This is a genomic window from Ancylobacter sp. IITR112, from assembly GCF_041415945.1.
Classification (GTDB): domain Bacteria; phylum Pseudomonadota; class Alphaproteobacteria; order Rhizobiales; family Xanthobacteraceae; genus Ancylobacter.
On sequence record NZ_JBGCUS010000001.1, the window covers coordinates 4,069,322 to 4,085,314 of the forward strand.

A 15,993-nucleotide genomic window follows, 5' to 3' on the forward strand; every position below is an offset into this window, starting at 1 on the left:
CGATCCCGCCCCGCTTCACTGGAAGGACGCCATGACGATGACCGCAGATGCCGGGCAGACGCGCCTCGGCCATGCCGAGGCCGGGCGCGCGGCGCCCAAGCCGGCCGCGCCGCGGCCGAAATCGCCGCTCCTCTCCCCCGCCCTGCGCCGGCGGCTCTCCGCCATCGGCTGGGGGCTGGTCTCGGTCGGCCTGTTCGCCGGCCTGTGGGAGGCGCTGTGGTTTTTCGGCATGCTGAACCCGCTGCTGCTGCCGCCGCCGCACATGTTCCTGTCCGATATTCCCGGCACGCTGAAATTCTTCGACCGCTCGAACCGCATCGGCTCGGTGGCGAGCGGCGGCGGCGTCTGGCCGCTGCTGTTCACCATGGGCTCGACCACGCTGCGCGTGCTGGTCGGCCTCACCCTCGGCTTCACCTGCGGCGTCGCGGTGGGCGCGGCGATCCATTATGTGAAGATCCTGCGCAACCTGCTGCTGCCGACCATCCTGCTGCTGGCGCCCATCTCGCCGGTGGCATGGCTGCCGGTCGCCATCTTCGTCTTCGGCATTGGCGATGTGCCGGCGATCTTCCTTGTCTTCATCACCGTGTTCTTCGCCATCGTGCTCTCCACCGGGGCGCAGATCGAAAGCGTGCCGAAGAACTACATCCATGTCGCCCGCATCATGGGCGCCAGCCAGCGCCAGACCTTCTGGAAAGTGATCCTTCCCGCCATCCTGCCCAGCCTGTTCATGACGCTGCGGCTGAACCTGTTCGCCGCCTGGATGGTGGTGCTGATCGCCGAGACGGTCGGGGTCGGCACCGGCCTCGGCCAGATCACCTCCATGGCGCGCTCCACCTTCAACGCCAAGCTGGTCTTCTTCACCATGGCGATCATCGGCCTGCTCGGCTTCCTCTCGGACTTCGCCCTGCGGCAGGTGCAGACCAAGATGCTGTGGTGGATCGCCCCCAACCAGGGAGCCGCACGATGAGCCGCCCCGCCGTCTCCATCCAGTCCGTTTCCAAGCGCTGGACGCCGGAAGGCCGCGCCCCTGTGCTGGCGCTGGACGATCTCAGCTTCGATGTCGCGCCGGGCGAGTTCATCGTCCTTCTTGGCCCCTCCGGCTGCGGCAAGTCGACTTTGCTCTACATGATCGCGGGGTTGGAAGAGGTCTCCGGCGGCACCATCGCCTGCGATGGCGAGCCGGTCACCGAGCCTTCCGCCGAGCGCGGGCTGATCTTCCAGGAAGCCTCGCTGTTTCCCTGGCTCACCATCGCCGACAATGTCGCCTTCGGCCTCGCCGTGCAGCATGTGCAGCCGGTGCGGCGGCGCGAAATCGCGGTGGACACACTGAAGCGTGTAGGCCTCGGCGACATGCTGGACAAGAAGCCGGACGAGCTTTCCGGCGGCATGCGCCAGCGCGCCGCCTGCGCGCGGGCACTCGCCATGCGGCCCAAAGTGCTGATGATGGACGAGCCCTTCGCCGCGCTCGATGTGCAGACCCGCGCGCGCATGCAGGACTTCCTGCTGCAGATCTGGCGCGACAGCGGCGCGTCCATCCTGCTCGTCACCCATTCCATCGACGAGGCGATCTCGCTCGCCGACCGTGTGGTGGTGTTCACCTCGCGCCCCGGCCGGGTGAAGACCATCGTGCCCATCGACCTGCCGCGCCCGCGGGAATCGCGCGATCCGCGCTATCACGCCTATCGCGACCTGTTCACCGAATTGCTGGCGGACGAGGTGGACCGCGCCTTCGCCGAGCAGGAGGCGGTGTAGGCGCCATGGCTGCCCCGTTCCTCGCCGCCGCGCTGCCCATCGGCCCGGCGGGTCGCGATCCCGCGCCGCTCTGGGGTGAGGCCGAGGCCGGCATTGCCGCCGCCGCCCGCGCCGGCGCCGGTCTCGTCGTACTGCCCGAACTGTTCGCCGTGCCCTATGTGGCGGCGGAGCCGCCGGGCGACTGGGCGGGGCTGGCGGAAGCGCTCGACGGGCCGACCGTTACAGCGCTGCGGGCAGCGGCGAGGACGAGCGGCGCCGCCGTGCTGTTCGGCATGGCGCTGATGAATGACAGCGGGCCGCCTTTCAACGCCGCCCTGCTCGCCCGCCCCGACGGGCGGGTGGAGGTGCTGGCGCGGAAGATCCACCTGCCGCCGGCGGGTGAAGGCGAACCCTATGGCGAGCCGGACCATTTCACCCCGGGCGCTCCGGTCATCCGCAGTGTCGAGATCGGCCCGGTCCGGGTCGCCGCGCTCATCTGCTATGACCGCCGCTTCCCCGAATGCTGGCGCGCCGCCGCGCAGGCGGGGGCGGACGTCGTGGCGGTGCTGGTCGGCGGGCCGGCCCCCTCCGATCCCGAAGGGCTCTTTGCGGCCGAACTCCAGGCGAGCGCCCGCGCCAATGCCGTCTACGCGCTGGCGGCGGCGCGCTACGGCACGGAAACCGTCACCGGCCGCCCGGTGCGCCATGATGGCGAGACGCTGGCCTTCGGCCCCGACGGCGCGCTGCTCGCCCGCGCCGCGCGCGCCGACCGCCGGCCGCTGCTGGTCGCCATTGATCCTGAACGTCTCGCGAAGGCGCGAGAGACCAACGCCACGGCGGCGCGCCTGCGCCTGCCCCGTCAGTTTGAGGTAGCATCATGTCTGAATTGATCGTCCAGGCCCGCTGGGTCGTCACCGGCATCCGCGACCGCTTCACCCCTGAGGTGATCGAGGAGGGCGCGGTGCTCTCGCGCGACGGCGTCATCGTCGCCGCCGGCACGCTGGACGACATGCAGAAGCTGGCGCCGACGGCCGAGGTGCGGAAATACCCGGACCACGCCATGCTGCCCGGCTTCGTCAACAGCCACCACCATGTCGGCATGACGCCGCTGCAGCTCGGCTCGCCCGACCATGCGCTGGAACTGTGGTTCGCCAGCCGCATGCCGGCGCGGCGGCTCGACCTGACGCTGGACACGCTCTACTCGGCCTTCGAGATGATCGCCTCCGGCGTCACCACGGTGCAGCACATCCATGGCTGGATGCCGGGCGGCTATGACGCCATCCACGGCGCCGCCACCAAGGTGCTGAACGCCTACCGCTCGCTCGGCATGCGCGCCTCCTATTGCTACGCCGTACGCGAGCAGAACCGGCTGGTCTATGAGGCGGACGAAGCCTTCTGCGCCCGGCTGCCGGCCGAACTCGGCGAAAAGCTGGCCAGGCACCTGAAGTCGCAGGCCATGCCCTTCGACGATTTCCTCAAGCTGTTCGACCAGCTCACGGGGGAGAATGCGGGCAAGGACCTGACCCGCATCCAGCTCGCCCCGGCGAATCTGCACTGGTGCACGGATGAGGGCCTGCAGGCGCTCGACGCCAAGGCCAAGGCTGCCGGCGTGCCGATGCACATGCATCTCTTGGAGACCATCTACCAGAAGGAATATGCCCGTCGCCGCACCGGCAAGACGGCGCTGCGCCACCTCCATGATCTCGGCGTGCTCGGCCCGCACATGACGCTCGGCCACGGGGTGTGGCTGAACGAGGAAGACATCGACATCGTCGCCGAAACCGGCACCTGCATCTGCCACAATTGCTCGTCGAATTTCCGCCTGCGCTCCGGCCTCGCCCCGCTCAACCGCTGGGAGGCCAAGGGCATCAATGTCGGCATGGGTCTCGATGAAGCCGGCATCAATGACGATCGCGACATGCTGTCCGAATTGCGCCTCGCCTTGCGCGTCCACCGCGAGCCGGGCATGGACGAGGAAGACGTGCCGACCTGCCCGCAGGTGGTGAAGATGGCCACTGAGTCCGGCGCCATGACCACGGCGTTCGGCGCCAGCATCGGCCGGCTCGACGCCGGGCGCTTCTTCGACGCCGTGCTGATCAACTGGACCAAGGCGACCTATCCCTATCAGGACCCCGATATCCCGATGCTCGACGCGCTGGTGCAGCGCGCCAAGATGGGCGCGGTGGACGCCGTGTTCATCAATGGCGAGCGGGTCTATGAGGATGGGCGCTTCACCAAGATCGACCGCGAGGCGGTGCTGGCGGAGATCGCCGAGACGCTGGGCAAGCCGCGCAGCGAGGACGAGGTGGCCCGCCGCGAGCTCGGCCACGCCGTGTTCCCCTATGTGAAGAAGTTCTACGAGGGCTATCTGCCGGAGGCGGAACCGACGCCCTTCTACGCCGCTTCGGCGCGCATCTAACCCCCCGACCCTGCGCGCCGAGGGAAGGGCGCCCCTTGCCGGGGCGCCCTTTTTCGTGCGGGGCGGCGCGTGGCTTCAGCGCCGGCGCTCCAGCGTGGCGAAGAACAGCACGGTGAGGCCGAGCACGATCAGCAGCAGCACGAAGGCCGCCGCCGCGCCCTCATTGAGGTGCAGGCCGAGAAAGGCCCGGCGATAGGCGAAGAAGCTCAGCACCTCGGTGGAGTTGCCCGGCCCGCCCTTGGTCAGGATATAGGGCAGGTCATAGGTGCGGAATTCGTTGATGAGCTGGATGATCACCGCGATCGCCGCCACCGGGCGCAGCATCGGCAAGGTGATGTACCAGAACTGCTGGAAGGGCGTCGCCCCGTCCACCTCCGCCGCCTCATAGGGATCGCGCGGCAGCGAGGCGAGGCCGGCGGCGAGGATGAGGATGACGAAGGAGGTCTGCTGCCAGATGTCGATCGCCGCCATGGTCCATAGCGCGAGGTCGGCATCGCCGAGCCAGTCGACGCGCGGCAGGCCGAGGCTCTCCAGCAACTGGTTGGCGATGCCGAGATTGGGCTGCAGCAGCATGCGCCAGATCAGCGCCACGCTCACCGGCGACATCGCCATGGGAATGGTGAGGATGGCGAAATAGACCGGCTTCATCGTCACCGCGCGGTTCAGCATCAGGGCGACGCCGAGGCCGAGCACGAATTCGCCCGCCACCGTGACCACGGAATATTTGATGGTCAGCCACAGCGCGTCCCAGAACAGCGGGTCGCTCATGACAACCGTGAAATTCTTCAGCCCGGTAAAGGGCTGCAGCATCGGCTTCAGCAGAGTGAGCGAAGAGACCGAGATCAGCGCCGCATAGACCAGCGGCAGGCCCATGACGATGGCCAGCGTGAGAAGGCCCGGTGCCGCGAAGGCCCAGCCGGTGCGCCAGTCCCGATCCGCCAGTGCCGCAAAGCGCATGCGCGTCGTCCGTTACTTCATGAGCGTCGAGAAAAGAGACCGGCGCGCCAGCCGACGAGGGTGAAGGCTGGCGCGCCGTATCGCCGGGAGCCTGCGGGGCTCACGCAGGGTTCCCGGCGGATGGGGTTACTTGTTGAGCAGCTGGGTCAGGCCGTCGGCCGCCGCCTTCAGCGCGTCCTCGGGCTTGGCCTGCCCGCCGGCGGCGAGCGAGAGCTGGGCGCCGAGCACATCCTCATACTGGGCGGAATAGGCGAAGATCGGGAACGACTTGCCGGAGGCGACCACGTCGAGGCCGGTCTTGTAGAACGGGTACTTCTTCAGCACCGCCGCGTCCTCGAACACGTCGGAGCGCACCGGCGCGTGGCCTTCCATGGCGCGGGCGACCGAGATTTTCTTGCTCTGCACCCATTCGATGAACTTCCACGCTGCGGCCTTGGATTCATCCGAGGTGTTCTTCGGGATGCCCCAGCCCCAGCCGCCGCTTTCGCCATGGCCGCCGGGCATGACGGACAGCGCCAGCTTGCCGGCCACCTTCGGGCACTTCTCGGCATTGTCGAGCTGCGGCAGCATCCACCAATAGGTGACCATGCTGAAGGCTTCCCCGGCGCACATCAGCCGCATCGTGTCGTCGAGCGTGGCGGACAGCGCGCCCTGCTGCGCGCCCTTCTGCACGTTCTCGGCATAGAGTTTCAGCGCGGTCAGGCCCTCGGGGCTGTTGAGCACCACCTTGCGGTTGGCATCGAGATAGGCGCCGCCGGCGGAGAACAGGTAGTTGGAGAACTCCATCGCGTTCGGGTCGCCGCGCTGGCCCTGCATGGCGGCGCCGACCACCGGCGTGTTGGCCTTGAAGAAGGCGGAGAGCGCGACATAATCGGCGAGCGAAGCCGGCAAAGCGAGCTCCTTGCCGGTCTTGGCCTTGTAGTCCGCCTTGATCTTCGCGTCGTTGAGCAGGTCGGTGCGGTAGATCAGGCCCATGGAGTAATTGTACATGGGCAGGATCGGCGTCGCGTCCTTGGTCTGGCCGAGCAGGTCCAGCATGGACGGGATGAACGGCTTCAGGTCGAAGCCGGACTTGGCGATGTAGGGGTTGAGGTCTTCCAGCCAGCCGGCGGCGGGGAATTCACCCGCCCACAGGAAGTCGACTTCGAGCAGGTTGTAGTAGCTCTCCGGCGAGACGAGCTGGGCGACCAGCTTGTCGTGCATGTCGCCATAGCCGATCTTCTCGAATTCGACCTTGATGCCGGTCTCCTTCTCGAATTCCGGCAGCAGCTTCTCGATGATCTGCGTCTCCGGCACGTCTTCCATCAGCGCGCGCAGGGTCACGTCCTGCGCCTGCGCCGCGCCGGCCGTCGCGAGCAGGGTGGCGCCGAGCAGCGCCGCCTTGAGGCTACACCTAAACTGCATCTCGTTCTCCTGTTCCTCTGGAACGGGCTTTGCCCGCCTCGTTGGCGCGCGCCCGAATGGGCGCGGCGGAAGGCACGATCACTTCACGCTGCCGAAGGTCAGGCCCTGGACGATGAAGCGCTGGATGAAGCGCGAGGCGATCACCAGCGGCAGCACGGCGAGCACGACGCCGGCGGAAACCTTGGCGATCTGCACGCCATTCGAGGTCTGGAGCGCGGCCAGCGCCACCGGCACGGTCGCGGTCTGTGGACCGCTCAGCACCAGAGCGAACAGGAACTCGTTCCAGGTGAGGATGAAGCCGAGCACGCCGGCGGCGGCGATGCCGGGTAGCGAGACCGGCAGCACGATGCGCCAGAACGCGCCCCAGGCGGTGGCGCCATCGGTCTGCGCCGCCCATTCGAGATCCACCGGAATGCCCTCGAAGAACCCCATCAGGATCCAGATCAGGAAGGGCAGGTTGACGGCGGCATAGACGATGATGAGGCCGGTGAGCGAATTGGTGAGCCCCACCGTGCGCAGCAGGGCGAAGGCCGGCAGCACGATGGCGACCGGGGGCAGCATCTGTGTCGCCAGCACGGCGAAGCGTCCGGCCCGGCCGCTGGTCTTGAACCGGGCGAAGGCATAGCCGGTCATCGCCGCGAAGGGCAGCGCCACCACCACCGAGCCGAAGGCGACGATCAGGCTGTTGAGATAGGACTGGCCGTAGCGGGTGGAGGTGAACAGGGCGACGTAATTGTCGAGCGTCACCGCCGGCATCAGCTCCGGCGAATAGGACAGGTGCTCGGGAAGCAGGCTGGTGCGGATGACCCAGAGCAGGGGCACGAGGATGACGGCGCAGGCGAAGAATAGTCCGAGATGAAGTCCAATGCGCCGCATGCCGCCCCCTCCCTCAGTTCTGACCGAGGCGGAGGCTGGGGCGGGGGAAGGCCCGCGTCGTCTCCGTGTCGAACAGGTGCATGGGGCGCGGATCGAGATAGAGCGGCACGCGCGCGCCGACCGGCGCCGTGAAGTGCCGCGACAGCCGGGCGGAGATTTCCTGCGGCTTGCCCGCGCCGCTCCCGCCCGCCGCGCCCGTCCCGATCTGCCCGACCAGAATATTCTCGACGCCGAGCGATTCCATCGCCACGACGCTCACCTCGATCGGCGCGTAGCCGGGCTGCGGCGCCTCGTGCAGGTCTTCCGGGCGCAAGCCGAAAATCACCTCGCGCCCGGCCACCGGCGCATAGGCGGCGCGGTGGCGCTCCGGCACTGCGACCTCAAAGCCGTCGCCGACCACCACGAGTGCGTCGCCGCGCCCTTCCAGCCGGGCGGGCAGCAGGTTCATGGGCGGCGTGGCAAGGAAGCGGGCAACGAAAGTGTCCACCGGGTCGGCATAGACATCGAGCGGCCGGCCGACCTGGATCATCCGGCCGTCGCGCATGATGCAGATGCGGTCGCCCATGGTCATCGCCTCGACCTGGTCATGGGTGACGTGAACGATGGTGCGTCCCAGCCGGCGATGCAGCTTGACGAGTTCGAGCCGCATCTCCGCCCGGAGCTGGGCGTCGAGATTGGACAGCGGCTCGTCGAGCAGGAAGGCGACGGGATCGCGGACGATGGCGCGTCCCAGCGCCACGCGCTGGCGCTGGCCGCCGGAGAGGGCGGCGGGCTTGCGGTCGAGATAGGGGGTGAGGCCGAGCAGCCCCGCCGCCTCGCGGATCTTCTCGTCGATCACCGGGCGGGCGACGCCGCGCATCTTCAGGCCGAAGCCCATATTCTCGCGCACGCTCATATGCGGGTAGAGCGCGTAGGACTGGAACACCACGGCGATGTTACGGTCGCGCGGGGGCACATTGTTGACGCTGCGCCCGCCGATGCGCAGATCGCCCGAGGTAATGCTCTCCAGCCCGGCGATCATGCGCAGTGTCGTTGATTTCCCGCATCCCGAGGGGCCGAGGAAAATCACGAACTCACCTTCTCCAATGGAAAGATCCACGTCGCGGACGCCATAGGCGCCGTTGGCGTAGAGCTTGGAGACATGATCGAGTTCGATCGACGACATCGGCGGTCCTTATGCCCGGGTGGGCGGGGCGAGACCCTGCGGCACGCAGGGGAGAGAACAATCCTGCCCGATGCACCGCCGGCGATCGGAGTGTAATCGGACAAAAACGAACATCGCAAGTGCTAATTCAAACGCGCCCTGTTCGAACGCGCCCGGACGCTGCGTGGTGGCGCCTCAGGTGGTGTAGACGCCGCCGGTGACGTTGATGCCCTGGCCGGTCATGAAGCGGGCCTGTTCGGAGGCGAGGAAGACCACCACATCGGCCACATCTTCCGGCACTTCCAGCCGGCCGAGCGGGGTCTGCGCGATATAGTCGTCGATCACGCGCTGCGGGCTCACCCCGCGCAGGCTGGCCTCCCACTCTACCTCGCGCGACTGCATGCCGGTGGCGACGAAGCCGGGGCAGACGGCGTTGACGCGGATGCCCTTGCCCGCCAGTTCACGCGCCAGCGCCTGGGTCCAGCCGAGCACGGCGAATTTCGAGGCCGAGTAGTGCGCGAGGAACGGCGCGCCGACCTTGGCGGCGAGCGAGGCGGTATTGACGATGCAGCCCTTGCCCTGCGCCACGAAATGGCGGGCGGCGATCTGGTTGGTGAGGAAGACGCCGCGCGTATTGACGTCGAAATTGAAGTCCCATTCCTCGTCGGTCAGGTCCAGCGCGCCGCGCATGGTGGAGACGCCCGCATTGGCGACCAGCAGGTCGCAGCCGCCGAGCCCTTCCAGCACCTGGGCGAAGGCAGCCTCGACCGAGGCGCGCTTGCGCACATCCACCTCGATTGCGATGGCGCCGTCGCCAAGCGCTTGCGCCGTCTCCTGCGCTGCCGCCAGGTTGATGTCGCCGACCGCGACCCGCACGCCCTGCCGGACCAGCGCAACGGCGATGGCGCGCCCGATGCCGGTAGCGCCGCCGGTCACGAAGGCGAGGCGGCCCCTCAGCTCGTAATAGGCGGGGGGCGGGGCGTGAGTGGCGGGCGGATTCATGCGGGGCTCCTCATGTTCACGGATCAGCTTATATAAACAGAAACGCACATCAAGAAGATTCTTATGTTTGATCTTGTGCGATTGATGGGCTAAACAGGATTGGCCGACCGGCCGCGAATCCGCTCCTCTGCGAGGGAACCGCGATCAGGCAGGGGTGAGCGATGGCCGACGACGTGTCCTTCCGAGAGAGTTCCCCGGCCGAGCCGCCCGCCGGCGAGGAACGCCCGCGCCCGCTGTCCCCTGTACGTCATGCCCGGATTCTGGATCATCTCGCCGCCGCCGGCTCCGTCGGCGTGGCGGCTCTCGCGACCGAACTCGGCGTGTCCGACATGACCATCCGTCGCGACCTGCTGGAACTGGAGCGCGACGGGCGGCTGCTGCGCGTGCATGGCGGGGCGGTGCTGGCGGAGACGCCGGCCAGCAGCGTCGCCATGGACAGCGAGGAGCCGCGCTTCGACGCCCGCCTGCGCCGCGGCAGCGAGGCGAAGTCCGCCATCGCCGCCTGCGCCGCCGGCATCGTGGCCGGCTACCGCACCTGCGCGATTGATGTCGGCACCACCACCTATCTCATGGCCGGGCATCTGCGCGAGGCCGGCCACCTCAAAGTGTTCACCAACAGCCTGCGCGTCTCCACCCGTCTCGATGGCGGGGCGCCGGAAGTCTATGTCGCGGGCGGGCGGGTGCGGCCGGAAGAAATGTCGGTGTGGGGCCCCACCGCCGTCGCCCAGTTCGAGAAGCTGTGGTTCGATGTCGCCGTGCTCGGCACCTCGGGCATGACCTCGGAAGGTTTCTTCGATTATTCCTTCGAGGACACCGACATGAAGCGCGTCTATCTGCGCCGGTCGGGCTTCAAGATCCTGCTGTGCGACAGTGCCAAGTTCCAGCGCATGTCGCTGGTCCAGGTCGGCACGCTGGCCGACATCAATTTGCTCATCACCGACGCCGAGCCGCCCCCGCGCATCGCTGCCGCCCTCGCCGCGGCGCGTGTCGAGGTGCGGCTTGCGCCGCCCGTCGCCGGACAGTGAGGCGCCGCGCGCGCCGTCCCCTCAAGGAGAGTTGCAATGGTTTTCGAGTGTTTCGGCGCCAAGAAGAAGGTCGTCATCGCCATGGCGCATATCGGCGCCCTGCCCGGCGCGCCGCTCTATGATGCCGATGGCGGCCTCGACAAGCTGATCGAGGGCGTGCTCGCCGATGTCGAGAAGCTGCAGGCCGGCGGCGTCGACGCCATCATGTTCGGCAATGAGAACGACCGGCCCTACGTGTTCAAGGGCTCGCCCGCTTCCATCGCCGCCATGTCCGCCATCGTGCAGTCGGTGAAGCCGAGCCTCAAGGTGCCGTTCGGCGTCAACTATCTCTGGGATCCCGTCGCCACCGTCGCCATCGGCGCGGTCACCGGCGCCAGCTTCGTGCGCGAGATCTTCACCGGCCTGTTCGCCTCCGACATGGGGCTGTGGGAGCCGAACTGCGCCGAGGCGGCGCGGCTGCGCCACGACCTCAAGCGCGACGACATGAAGATGCTGTTCAACATCAATGCCGAGTTCGCGCATTCGCTCGACCAGCGCCCGATCGAATTGCGCGCCAAGAGCGCCGTGTTCTCCTCGCTCGCCGACGCCATCCTCGTCTCCGGCCCGATCACCGGCCAGCCGGCCGACCAGTCGCATCTGAAGAAGGTGGCCGAGACGGTCAAGGACGTGCCGATCTTCGCCAATACCGGCGTCAATATCGACAATATCCGCGACATCTTCTCGGTCGCTTCGGGTGTCGTCATCGGCACCCATTTCAAGGTCGACGGCAACACCTGGAACGCGGTGGAACAGGCCCGGGTGTCGCGCTTCATGGATGTGGTGAACGCCATCCGCTGATCGCCCGCACCCTCCCGGACCGGCGGCGTCGCCGCCGTCCGGGGTGGGTTCTTGCACTTCCTAGGCTTGCCCACCGCCCCAAGAGGCTTCCCACGATGAGCTGCGTCCTCGGCCTCGACATCGGCACCACCTCCACCATCGGCTTGCTGCTGCGGCTGCCGGGGGAGATTCTGGCTGTCGCCTCGCGGCCGGTGACGCTGACCTCGCGCCATGCCGGCTGGGCGGAAGAAGACGCCACGGAGTGGTGGGAGAATGTCTGCGCCCTCACCCGCGAACTTATCGCGCGCGCCGGCATCGACGCGGCGGAGATTTCCGCCGTCGGCGTCACCGGCATGCTGCCGGCGGTGGTGCTGCTGGACGAGGCGGGCACCCTCCTGCGCCCCTCCATCCAGCAGAGCGACGGGCGCTGCGGGGCGGAAGTGGCGGAACTGCGGGCCGAGCGCGACGAGGCCGCCTTCATCGCCAAGGCCGGCAACGGCATCAACCAGCAGCTCGTCACCGCCAAGCTGCGCTGGATCGCCCGCCACGAGCCGGAGGTGTTCGCCCGCATCGCCACCGTGTTCGGCTCCTATGATTATGTGAACTGGCGCCTCACCGGCGAACGGGCGGTGGAACAGAACTGGGCGCTGGAGGCCGGCTTCGTCGATGTCTCCCGCCACGAGATCGACGACGATCTCGTCGCCTGGGCCCGGCTTCCCCGCAGCGCCATCCCGCGCAAGACCGCCTCGCATGAGGTGATGGGCCATGTCTCGCCCGAGGGCGCGGCCGCCACGGGGCTTGCGATCGGCACGCCGGTGATCGGCGGCGCGGCCGACATGATCGCCTCGGCGCTCGGCGCCGGCGTCACCCAGCGCGGCGACATCCTGTTGAAGTTCGGCGGCGCCATCGACGTGCTGGTGGCCACCGACCAGGTGAAGCCGGACCCGCGGCTCTATCTCGATTATCACCTCATTCCCGGCCTCTATATGCCCAATGGCTGCATGGCGACCGGCGGTTCAGGGCTCAACTGGTTCGTGCGCAACTTCGCTGGCGGCGAGGCGGCGGCGGCGGAGAAAGCCGGGCTCAGCCTGCACCAGCATCTCGACACGCTCGCCGATGCCCGCCCCGCCGGCGCGGACGGGCTGACCGTGCTGCCTTATTTCCTCGGCGAGAAGACCCCGATCCACGACCCCGCCGCGCGCGGCGTCATCGACGGGCTCACCCTGTCGCACGATATCGGCCATGTCTGGCGGGCGCTCTTGGAAGGCTATGCCTATGCCTGCGCCCACCATGTCGAGGTGCTGCGCGACATGGGCCACAGCGCCGGCCGCGTGCTGGTGTCGGATGGCGGCTCGCATTCGCGCGTGTGGATGCAGATCGTTGCCGATGTGCTGCAGCAGCCGGTGCATCGGCTGAAAGGCCATCCCGGCTCCTCGCTCGGCGCGGCGTGGACGGCGGCGGTCGGCATCGGCGCGGCGGAGTGGGGCGGCATTTCCCGCTTTGTCGAGCAGGACGAGACCTTGCGGCCCAACCCCGCCTCTGCCGCGATTTATGCCGCCGGCTATGCCCGCTACCGCGATCTCTACCGTCGCCTCGAAGGCCGCCCCTCATGAGCGCGCCGGGCTTCAGGGCGGTGGCCTGGGACATTGACGGCACGCTGATCGACAGCGAGCCGCTGCACCACCGCGCGCTGCTCGCCGCCTGCCGGGCGCTCGGCAGCGATCTCTCGGACCTGCCGGACCAGGCATTTCGCGGCATCCATATGGGCGATGTGTGGAAGCTGGTCTCCCCCCGCCTTGCCGCCGGGGTGGCGGAGGCCGAATGGGCGGCGCTGATCGACGCGCATTATGTCGGCAACCGCGACAGCCTGATCGCCCTGCCGGGCGCGGTCGCCACCATCCGCGCGCTGGAAAAGCTGGGCGTGGCGCAGGCCTGTGTCTCCAATTCCAGCCGCTCGGTGGTGGACGCCAACATCGCCGCGCTCGGCATCGCCGACGCCATCGCCTTCTCGCTCAGCCTCAACGACGTGGCGGCGGGCAAGCCCGACCCCGAGCCCTATCGCCGCGCCTGCGCCCGGCTCGGCCTGCCGCCAGCCAGCGTGGTGGCGGTGGAAGACAGCCGCTCCGGCGCGCTCTCCGCCCGTGCGGCCGGGCTCTATGTCGTCGGCTACACCCCGAGCGGCGGCGGCTTCGGCGAGGTCGATCGTGAGATCGACCGGCTGGAGGATTTGCTGGCGCTGTTCGGCTGATCCCGCTTCCTCAGGCCAGAAGTTCCTCCAGCGTGTCGACCAGCCTGTCGGCATCGGCGATGGTCACGCAGAGCGGCGGGCGGATCTTCAGCACATTGCCATAGCGGCCGGCGGCGCCGATGAGGATGCCGTGGTCGCGCAGCCCGTTGATCAGCGCCTTGGCGATGTCCGGCGCCGGCCCCTTCTCGCTGCCGAACTCGACGCCGAGATAAAGCCCCGCCCCGCGCACGGCGGTGATGGGCGCGCGCGCCTGCAGCCGTGTCAGCCGCGCGGTGAGGTGCCGGCCGACGCGCGCGGCATTGGCGATGAGGTCGTCCTCCTCGATCGCCTCCAGCACGGCGAGCCCGGCCGCGCAGGCCGCCGGGCTGCCGGCGAAGGTGTTGAAATAGCCGAAATCGGCACAGAAGGCGTCAAGGATCTCCGGCCGGGTGACGAGGCCGGCCATAGGGTAGCCATTGCCCATCGGCTTGCCCATGGTGACGATGTCGGGCACCAGCCCGTGGCGGGAAAAGCCCCACATGCCGGCCCCCGTACGCCCGAAGCCCGGCTGTACCTCATCGGCGATGAACAGGCCACCGGCGGCGCGCGCCACCTCCACCGCCGCCTTCAGGAAGCCCGGCGGGTCGGCATAAACGCCGTCGGAGGAGAAGATGGTGTCGACCAGCAATCCGGCGAAACCGATGCCGTCGGCCTTCAGCGCGGCGATCTCCGCCTTCACCGCATCGGCGAAGCCCTGCGCCACATCATTGCCGAACAGCGCCGGGTCGGGCGGGGGCACCGTGCGGACATGGCGCGGCGGCGCGCCGGTCTTGTAGGAGGAGGGCGATACCTCGGTAACGGTGGCGGTGTTGCCGTGATAGGCGGCGCGGGTGACGATGATGCCCTCGCCGCCGCTGACCTTGCGGGCCAGGCGCAAGGCGAGGTCGTTGCTCTCGCTGCCCGTGCAGGTCAGCACCACATTGCTCAGCGCGGCCGGGAAGGTGGCGAGCAGCTTTTCCGCGTAATCATGCGCCACATCGAACAGATAGCGCGAATGGGTGTTGAAGCTGCCGATCTGCGCGCGCACCGCTTCCACCACCTTGGGGTGGCAATGCCCGACGGTCGGGACATTGTTGTAGAAATCGAGATAGGCCCGCCCGTCGGACGCATGGATAGTGGCGCCTTCCGCCCGCAGGATGCGCAGCGGCTCGTCATAAAACAGCACCGAGCCGGAGCCGAAGGCACGGCGGCGGCGCTCCACCAGCGCGGCGACATCCGGCAGCATCGTGCCGGTGGCGCCGGAGAAGGCGTTGAGATCGAGGATCGGCCGTTCCGGCTGCTCGTTCGGCCGCGTCATGATGCGGCCCTCCCGGCGACGGCCCGTTCCTGCGGCGTGTCATAGGTGGCGAGAAAGGCGCGGGCGAGGTCCACCGTGCCATGGGTGTAGCCTTCGCCCAGCGCCTGCGCGGTCGGGGTCTCGGCATGCGAGGCGATCCAGGCGGTGAGCAGCAGCCGGCGCAGCATGATGAACACCGGCAGCATGGCGCAGTCGTCATCGCTGAGCGGCGCCACCGTGCGATAGCCCTCGATCCACGCCGCCTGCAGCGCCGGTATATAGGGCTCGTGCTCGCTGAAGCTGATGGCGGAGGCGAAGTCGTAGAGGTACCAGCTGAAGCCGCAATCATCGAAGTCGATCACGCAGAGCGTGTCGCCCTCGACCAGCAGATTGGCGAGGCGCATATCGGCATGGACGAGGCCGAAACGGTCCTCCCCGGTGCCGTAATCGTCCAGCAGGGCGCGCAGCACCGCGGCGGTGCGCTCCAGAACGGCGCGGCCCTCGCGGGTGAGGCCGAGCGCGGCGCGCCAGTCGCCCCACAGCTTCACCTCGCCCAGCATGGCGTCATAGTCCCAGCGCTTGCGGGTGAAGCCCTCGGGACGCTGCCAGGCCCTCGCATGCAGGTGCAGCCGGGCATTGATGGCGCCGAGTTCGCGGTACCAGCGGGCGAGATCGTCGCCTTCCGCCGGCTCGCGCCCCGGCAGCAGTTCGAACGCCACGGCGTGGCGGCTTGTGCCGTCCTCGTCGAGATCGGCGATCAGCCCGCCGTCGACCTGCGGCACGGGGGTCAGCGTCGCCACCACGCCCGCGCGTCCCAGCGCGGTGAGCCAGGCGAGTTCGGAGTCGATCTCCTCGCGGCTGTGATAGCCCGGCCGGTGCACGCGGAACACCAGTTCCCGCCCCGAGGCGGGGTCGCGGGCGCGGAAGGTGGCGTTCTCGGAAATGGTGAGCAGCCGCAATTCGGTCGCGTCGGAAAGGCCCCAGCGCGGCAGCGCGGCGCGCAGCGCGTGTTCGAGCCGGGCGAGGAAGGCGGCGTCATAGAGCGGCTGGGTCATG

15 protein-coding genes are annotated in these 15,993 nt (G+C 68.4%); 8 read left to right on the forward strand and 7 right to left on the reverse strand.

Annotation, left to right across the window (positions count from 1 at the left end; all coding sequences use genetic code 11):
* Positions 1–31 precede the first annotated feature (31 nt).
* Genes AAC979_RS19345 through AAC979_RS19360 form a run of 4 tightly spaced genes read left to right on the forward strand, consistent with a single transcriptional unit; the run spans position 32 to position 4,150 of the window.
* A complete protein-coding gene (locus tag AAC979_RS19345; protein ID WP_371348513.1) occupies positions 32–967 on the forward strand; it encodes an ABC transporter permease in 936 nt (311 codons plus the stop codon).
* Complete coding sequence (locus tag AAC979_RS19350) at positions 964–1,752, forward strand: ABC transporter ATP-binding protein (protein WP_371348514.1); 789 nt, start codon at positions 964–966, stop codon at positions 1,750–1,752. Before AAC979_RS19345 ends, AAC979_RS19350 begins: the two co-directional genes overlap by 4 nt.
* A gap of 5 nt (positions 1,753–1,757) precedes the next feature.
* Entirely contained in the window at positions 1,758–2,621 is an 864-nt protein-coding gene (locus AAC979_RS19355) for a carbon-nitrogen hydrolase family protein (protein WP_371348515.1), read from the forward strand.
* On the forward strand, positions 2,609–4,150 hold the full coding sequence (locus AAC979_RS19360; RefSeq protein ID WP_371348516.1) for an amidohydrolase family protein: 1,542 nt from the start codon (positions 2,609–2,611) through the stop codon (positions 4,148–4,150). The genes AAC979_RS19355 and AAC979_RS19360 overlap by 13 nt, the downstream gene beginning before the upstream one ends.
* Positions 4,151–4,225: 75 nt before the next feature.
* On the opposite strand, the gene AAC979_RS19365 is transcribed toward AAC979_RS19360, so the two are convergent.
* The 5 genes from AAC979_RS19365 to AAC979_RS19385 all read right to left on the reverse strand — a co-directional run bounded on the left by AAC979_RS19365 (position 4,226) and on the right by AAC979_RS19385 (position 9,533).
* The gene (locus tag AAC979_RS19365; RefSeq protein WP_371348517.1) at positions 4,226–5,107 is read right to left on the reverse strand and encodes a carbohydrate ABC transporter permease; all 882 of its coding nucleotides are present in this window, start codon (positions 5,105–5,107) and stop codon (positions 4,226–4,228) included.
* A 126-nt stretch (positions 5,108–5,233) separates the two neighbouring features.
* Positions 5,234–6,511 (reverse strand): extracellular solute-binding protein, encoded by a 1,278-nt coding sequence (locus AAC979_RS19370; protein WP_371348518.1) that lies wholly within the window; start codon positions 6,509–6,511, stop codon positions 5,234–5,236.
* Between the two features lie 78 nt (positions 6,512–6,589).
* On the reverse strand, positions 6,590–7,387 hold the full coding sequence (locus tag AAC979_RS19375; protein ID WP_371348519.1) for a carbohydrate ABC transporter permease: 798 nt from the start codon (positions 7,385–7,387) through the stop codon (positions 6,590–6,592).
* Positions 7,388–7,400: 13 nt separating this feature from the next.
* Entirely contained in the window at positions 7,401–8,552 is a 1,152-nt protein-coding gene (locus AAC979_RS19380) for an ABC transporter ATP-binding protein (protein ID WP_371348520.1), read from the reverse strand.
* Positions 8,553–8,726: 174 nt separating this feature from the next.
* Entirely contained in the window at positions 8,727–9,533 is an 807-nt protein-coding gene (locus tag AAC979_RS19385) for an SDR family NAD(P)-dependent oxidoreductase (protein WP_371348521.1), read from the reverse strand.
* Positions 9,534–9,694: 161 nt separating this feature from the next.
* Here AAC979_RS19385 and AAC979_RS19390 point away from each other — a divergent pair, with 161 nt between their 5' ends.
* From AAC979_RS19390 to AAC979_RS19405, 4 genes are all read left to right on the forward strand, one after another.
* Positions 9,695–10,558: a DeoR/GlpR family DNA-binding transcription regulator gene (locus AAC979_RS19390; RefSeq protein WP_371348522.1), complete on the forward strand. Its 864-nt coding sequence runs from the start codon at positions 9,695–9,697 to the stop codon at positions 10,556–10,558.
* 36 nt (positions 10,559–10,594) lie between these two features.
* Positions 10,595–11,395, forward strand: coding sequence for a BtpA/SgcQ family protein (locus AAC979_RS19395; protein WP_371348523.1), 801 nt, complete (start codon positions 10,595–10,597; stop codon positions 11,393–11,395).
* Positions 11,396–11,490: 95 nt separating this feature from the next.
* On the forward strand, positions 11,491–12,987 hold the full coding sequence (locus AAC979_RS19400) for an FGGY-family carbohydrate kinase (protein WP_371348524.1): 1,497 nt from the start codon (positions 11,491–11,493) through the stop codon (positions 12,985–12,987).
* Entirely contained in the window at positions 12,984–13,622 is a 639-nt protein-coding gene (locus AAC979_RS19405) for an HAD family hydrolase (protein WP_371348525.1), read from the forward strand. Before AAC979_RS19400 ends, AAC979_RS19405 begins: the two co-directional genes overlap by 4 nt.
* A gap of 10 nt (positions 13,623–13,632) precedes the next feature.
* Here AAC979_RS19405 and AAC979_RS19410 read toward each other — a convergent pair whose 3' ends face one another.
* Positions 13,633–14,958 (reverse strand): aspartate aminotransferase family protein, encoded by a 1,326-nt coding sequence (locus AAC979_RS19410; RefSeq protein ID WP_371348526.1) that lies wholly within the window; start codon positions 14,956–14,958, stop codon positions 13,633–13,635.
* Entirely contained in the window at positions 14,955–15,992 is a 1,038-nt protein-coding gene (locus AAC979_RS19415) for a phosphotransferase enzyme family protein (RefSeq protein ID WP_371348527.1), read from the reverse strand. Before AAC979_RS19415 ends, AAC979_RS19410 begins: the two co-directional genes overlap by 4 nt.
* Position 15,993: the final 1 nt, after the last annotated feature.

Coding starts and splice junctions, on each gene's coding strand:
- AAC979_RS19345 (WP_371348513.1), top strand. CDS start 32: ATGACGATGACCGCAGATGCCGGGCAGACGCGCCTCGGCCATGCCGAG.
- AAC979_RS19350 (WP_371348514.1), top strand. CDS start 964: ATGAGCCGCCCCGCCGTCTCCATCCAGTCCGTTTCCAAGCGCTGGACG.
- AAC979_RS19355 (WP_371348515.1), top strand. CDS start 1,758: ATGGCTGCCCCGTTCCTCGCCGCCGCGCTGCCCATCGGCCCGGCGGGT.
- AAC979_RS19360 (WP_371348516.1), top strand. CDS start 2,609: ATGTCTGAATTGATCGTCCAGGCCCGCTGGGTCGTCACCGGCATCCGC.
- AAC979_RS19365 (WP_371348517.1), bottom strand. CDS start 5,107: ATGCGCTTTGCGGCACTGGCGGATCGGGACTGGCGCACCGGCTGGGCC.
- AAC979_RS19370 (WP_371348518.1), bottom strand. CDS start 6,511: ATGCAGTTTAGGTGTAGCCTCAAGGCGGCGCTGCTCGGCGCCACCCTG.
- AAC979_RS19375 (WP_371348519.1), bottom strand. CDS start 7,387: ATGCGGCGCATTGGACTTCATCTCGGACTATTCTTCGCCTGCGCCGTC.
- AAC979_RS19380 (WP_371348520.1), bottom strand. CDS start 8,552: ATGTCGTCGATCGAACTCGATCATGTCTCCAAGCTCTACGCCAACGGC.
- AAC979_RS19385 (WP_371348521.1), bottom strand. CDS start 9,533: ATGAATCCGCCCGCCACTCACGCCCCGCCCCCCGCCTATTACGAGCTG.
- AAC979_RS19390 (WP_371348522.1), top strand. CDS start 9,695: ATGGCCGACGACGTGTCCTTCCGAGAGAGTTCCCCGGCCGAGCCGCCC.
- AAC979_RS19395 (WP_371348523.1), top strand. CDS start 10,595: ATGGTTTTCGAGTGTTTCGGCGCCAAGAAGAAGGTCGTCATCGCCATG.
- AAC979_RS19400 (WP_371348524.1), top strand. CDS start 11,491: ATGAGCTGCGTCCTCGGCCTCGACATCGGCACCACCTCCACCATCGGC.
- AAC979_RS19405 (WP_371348525.1), top strand. CDS start 12,984: ATGAGCGCGCCGGGCTTCAGGGCGGTGGCCTGGGACATTGACGGCACG.
- AAC979_RS19410 (WP_371348526.1), bottom strand. CDS start 14,958: ATGACGCGGCCGAACGAGCAGCCGGAACGGCCGATCCTCGATCTCAAC.
- AAC979_RS19415 (WP_371348527.1), bottom strand. CDS start 15,992: ATGACCCAGCCGCTCTATGACGCCGCCTTCCTCGCCCGGCTCGAACAC.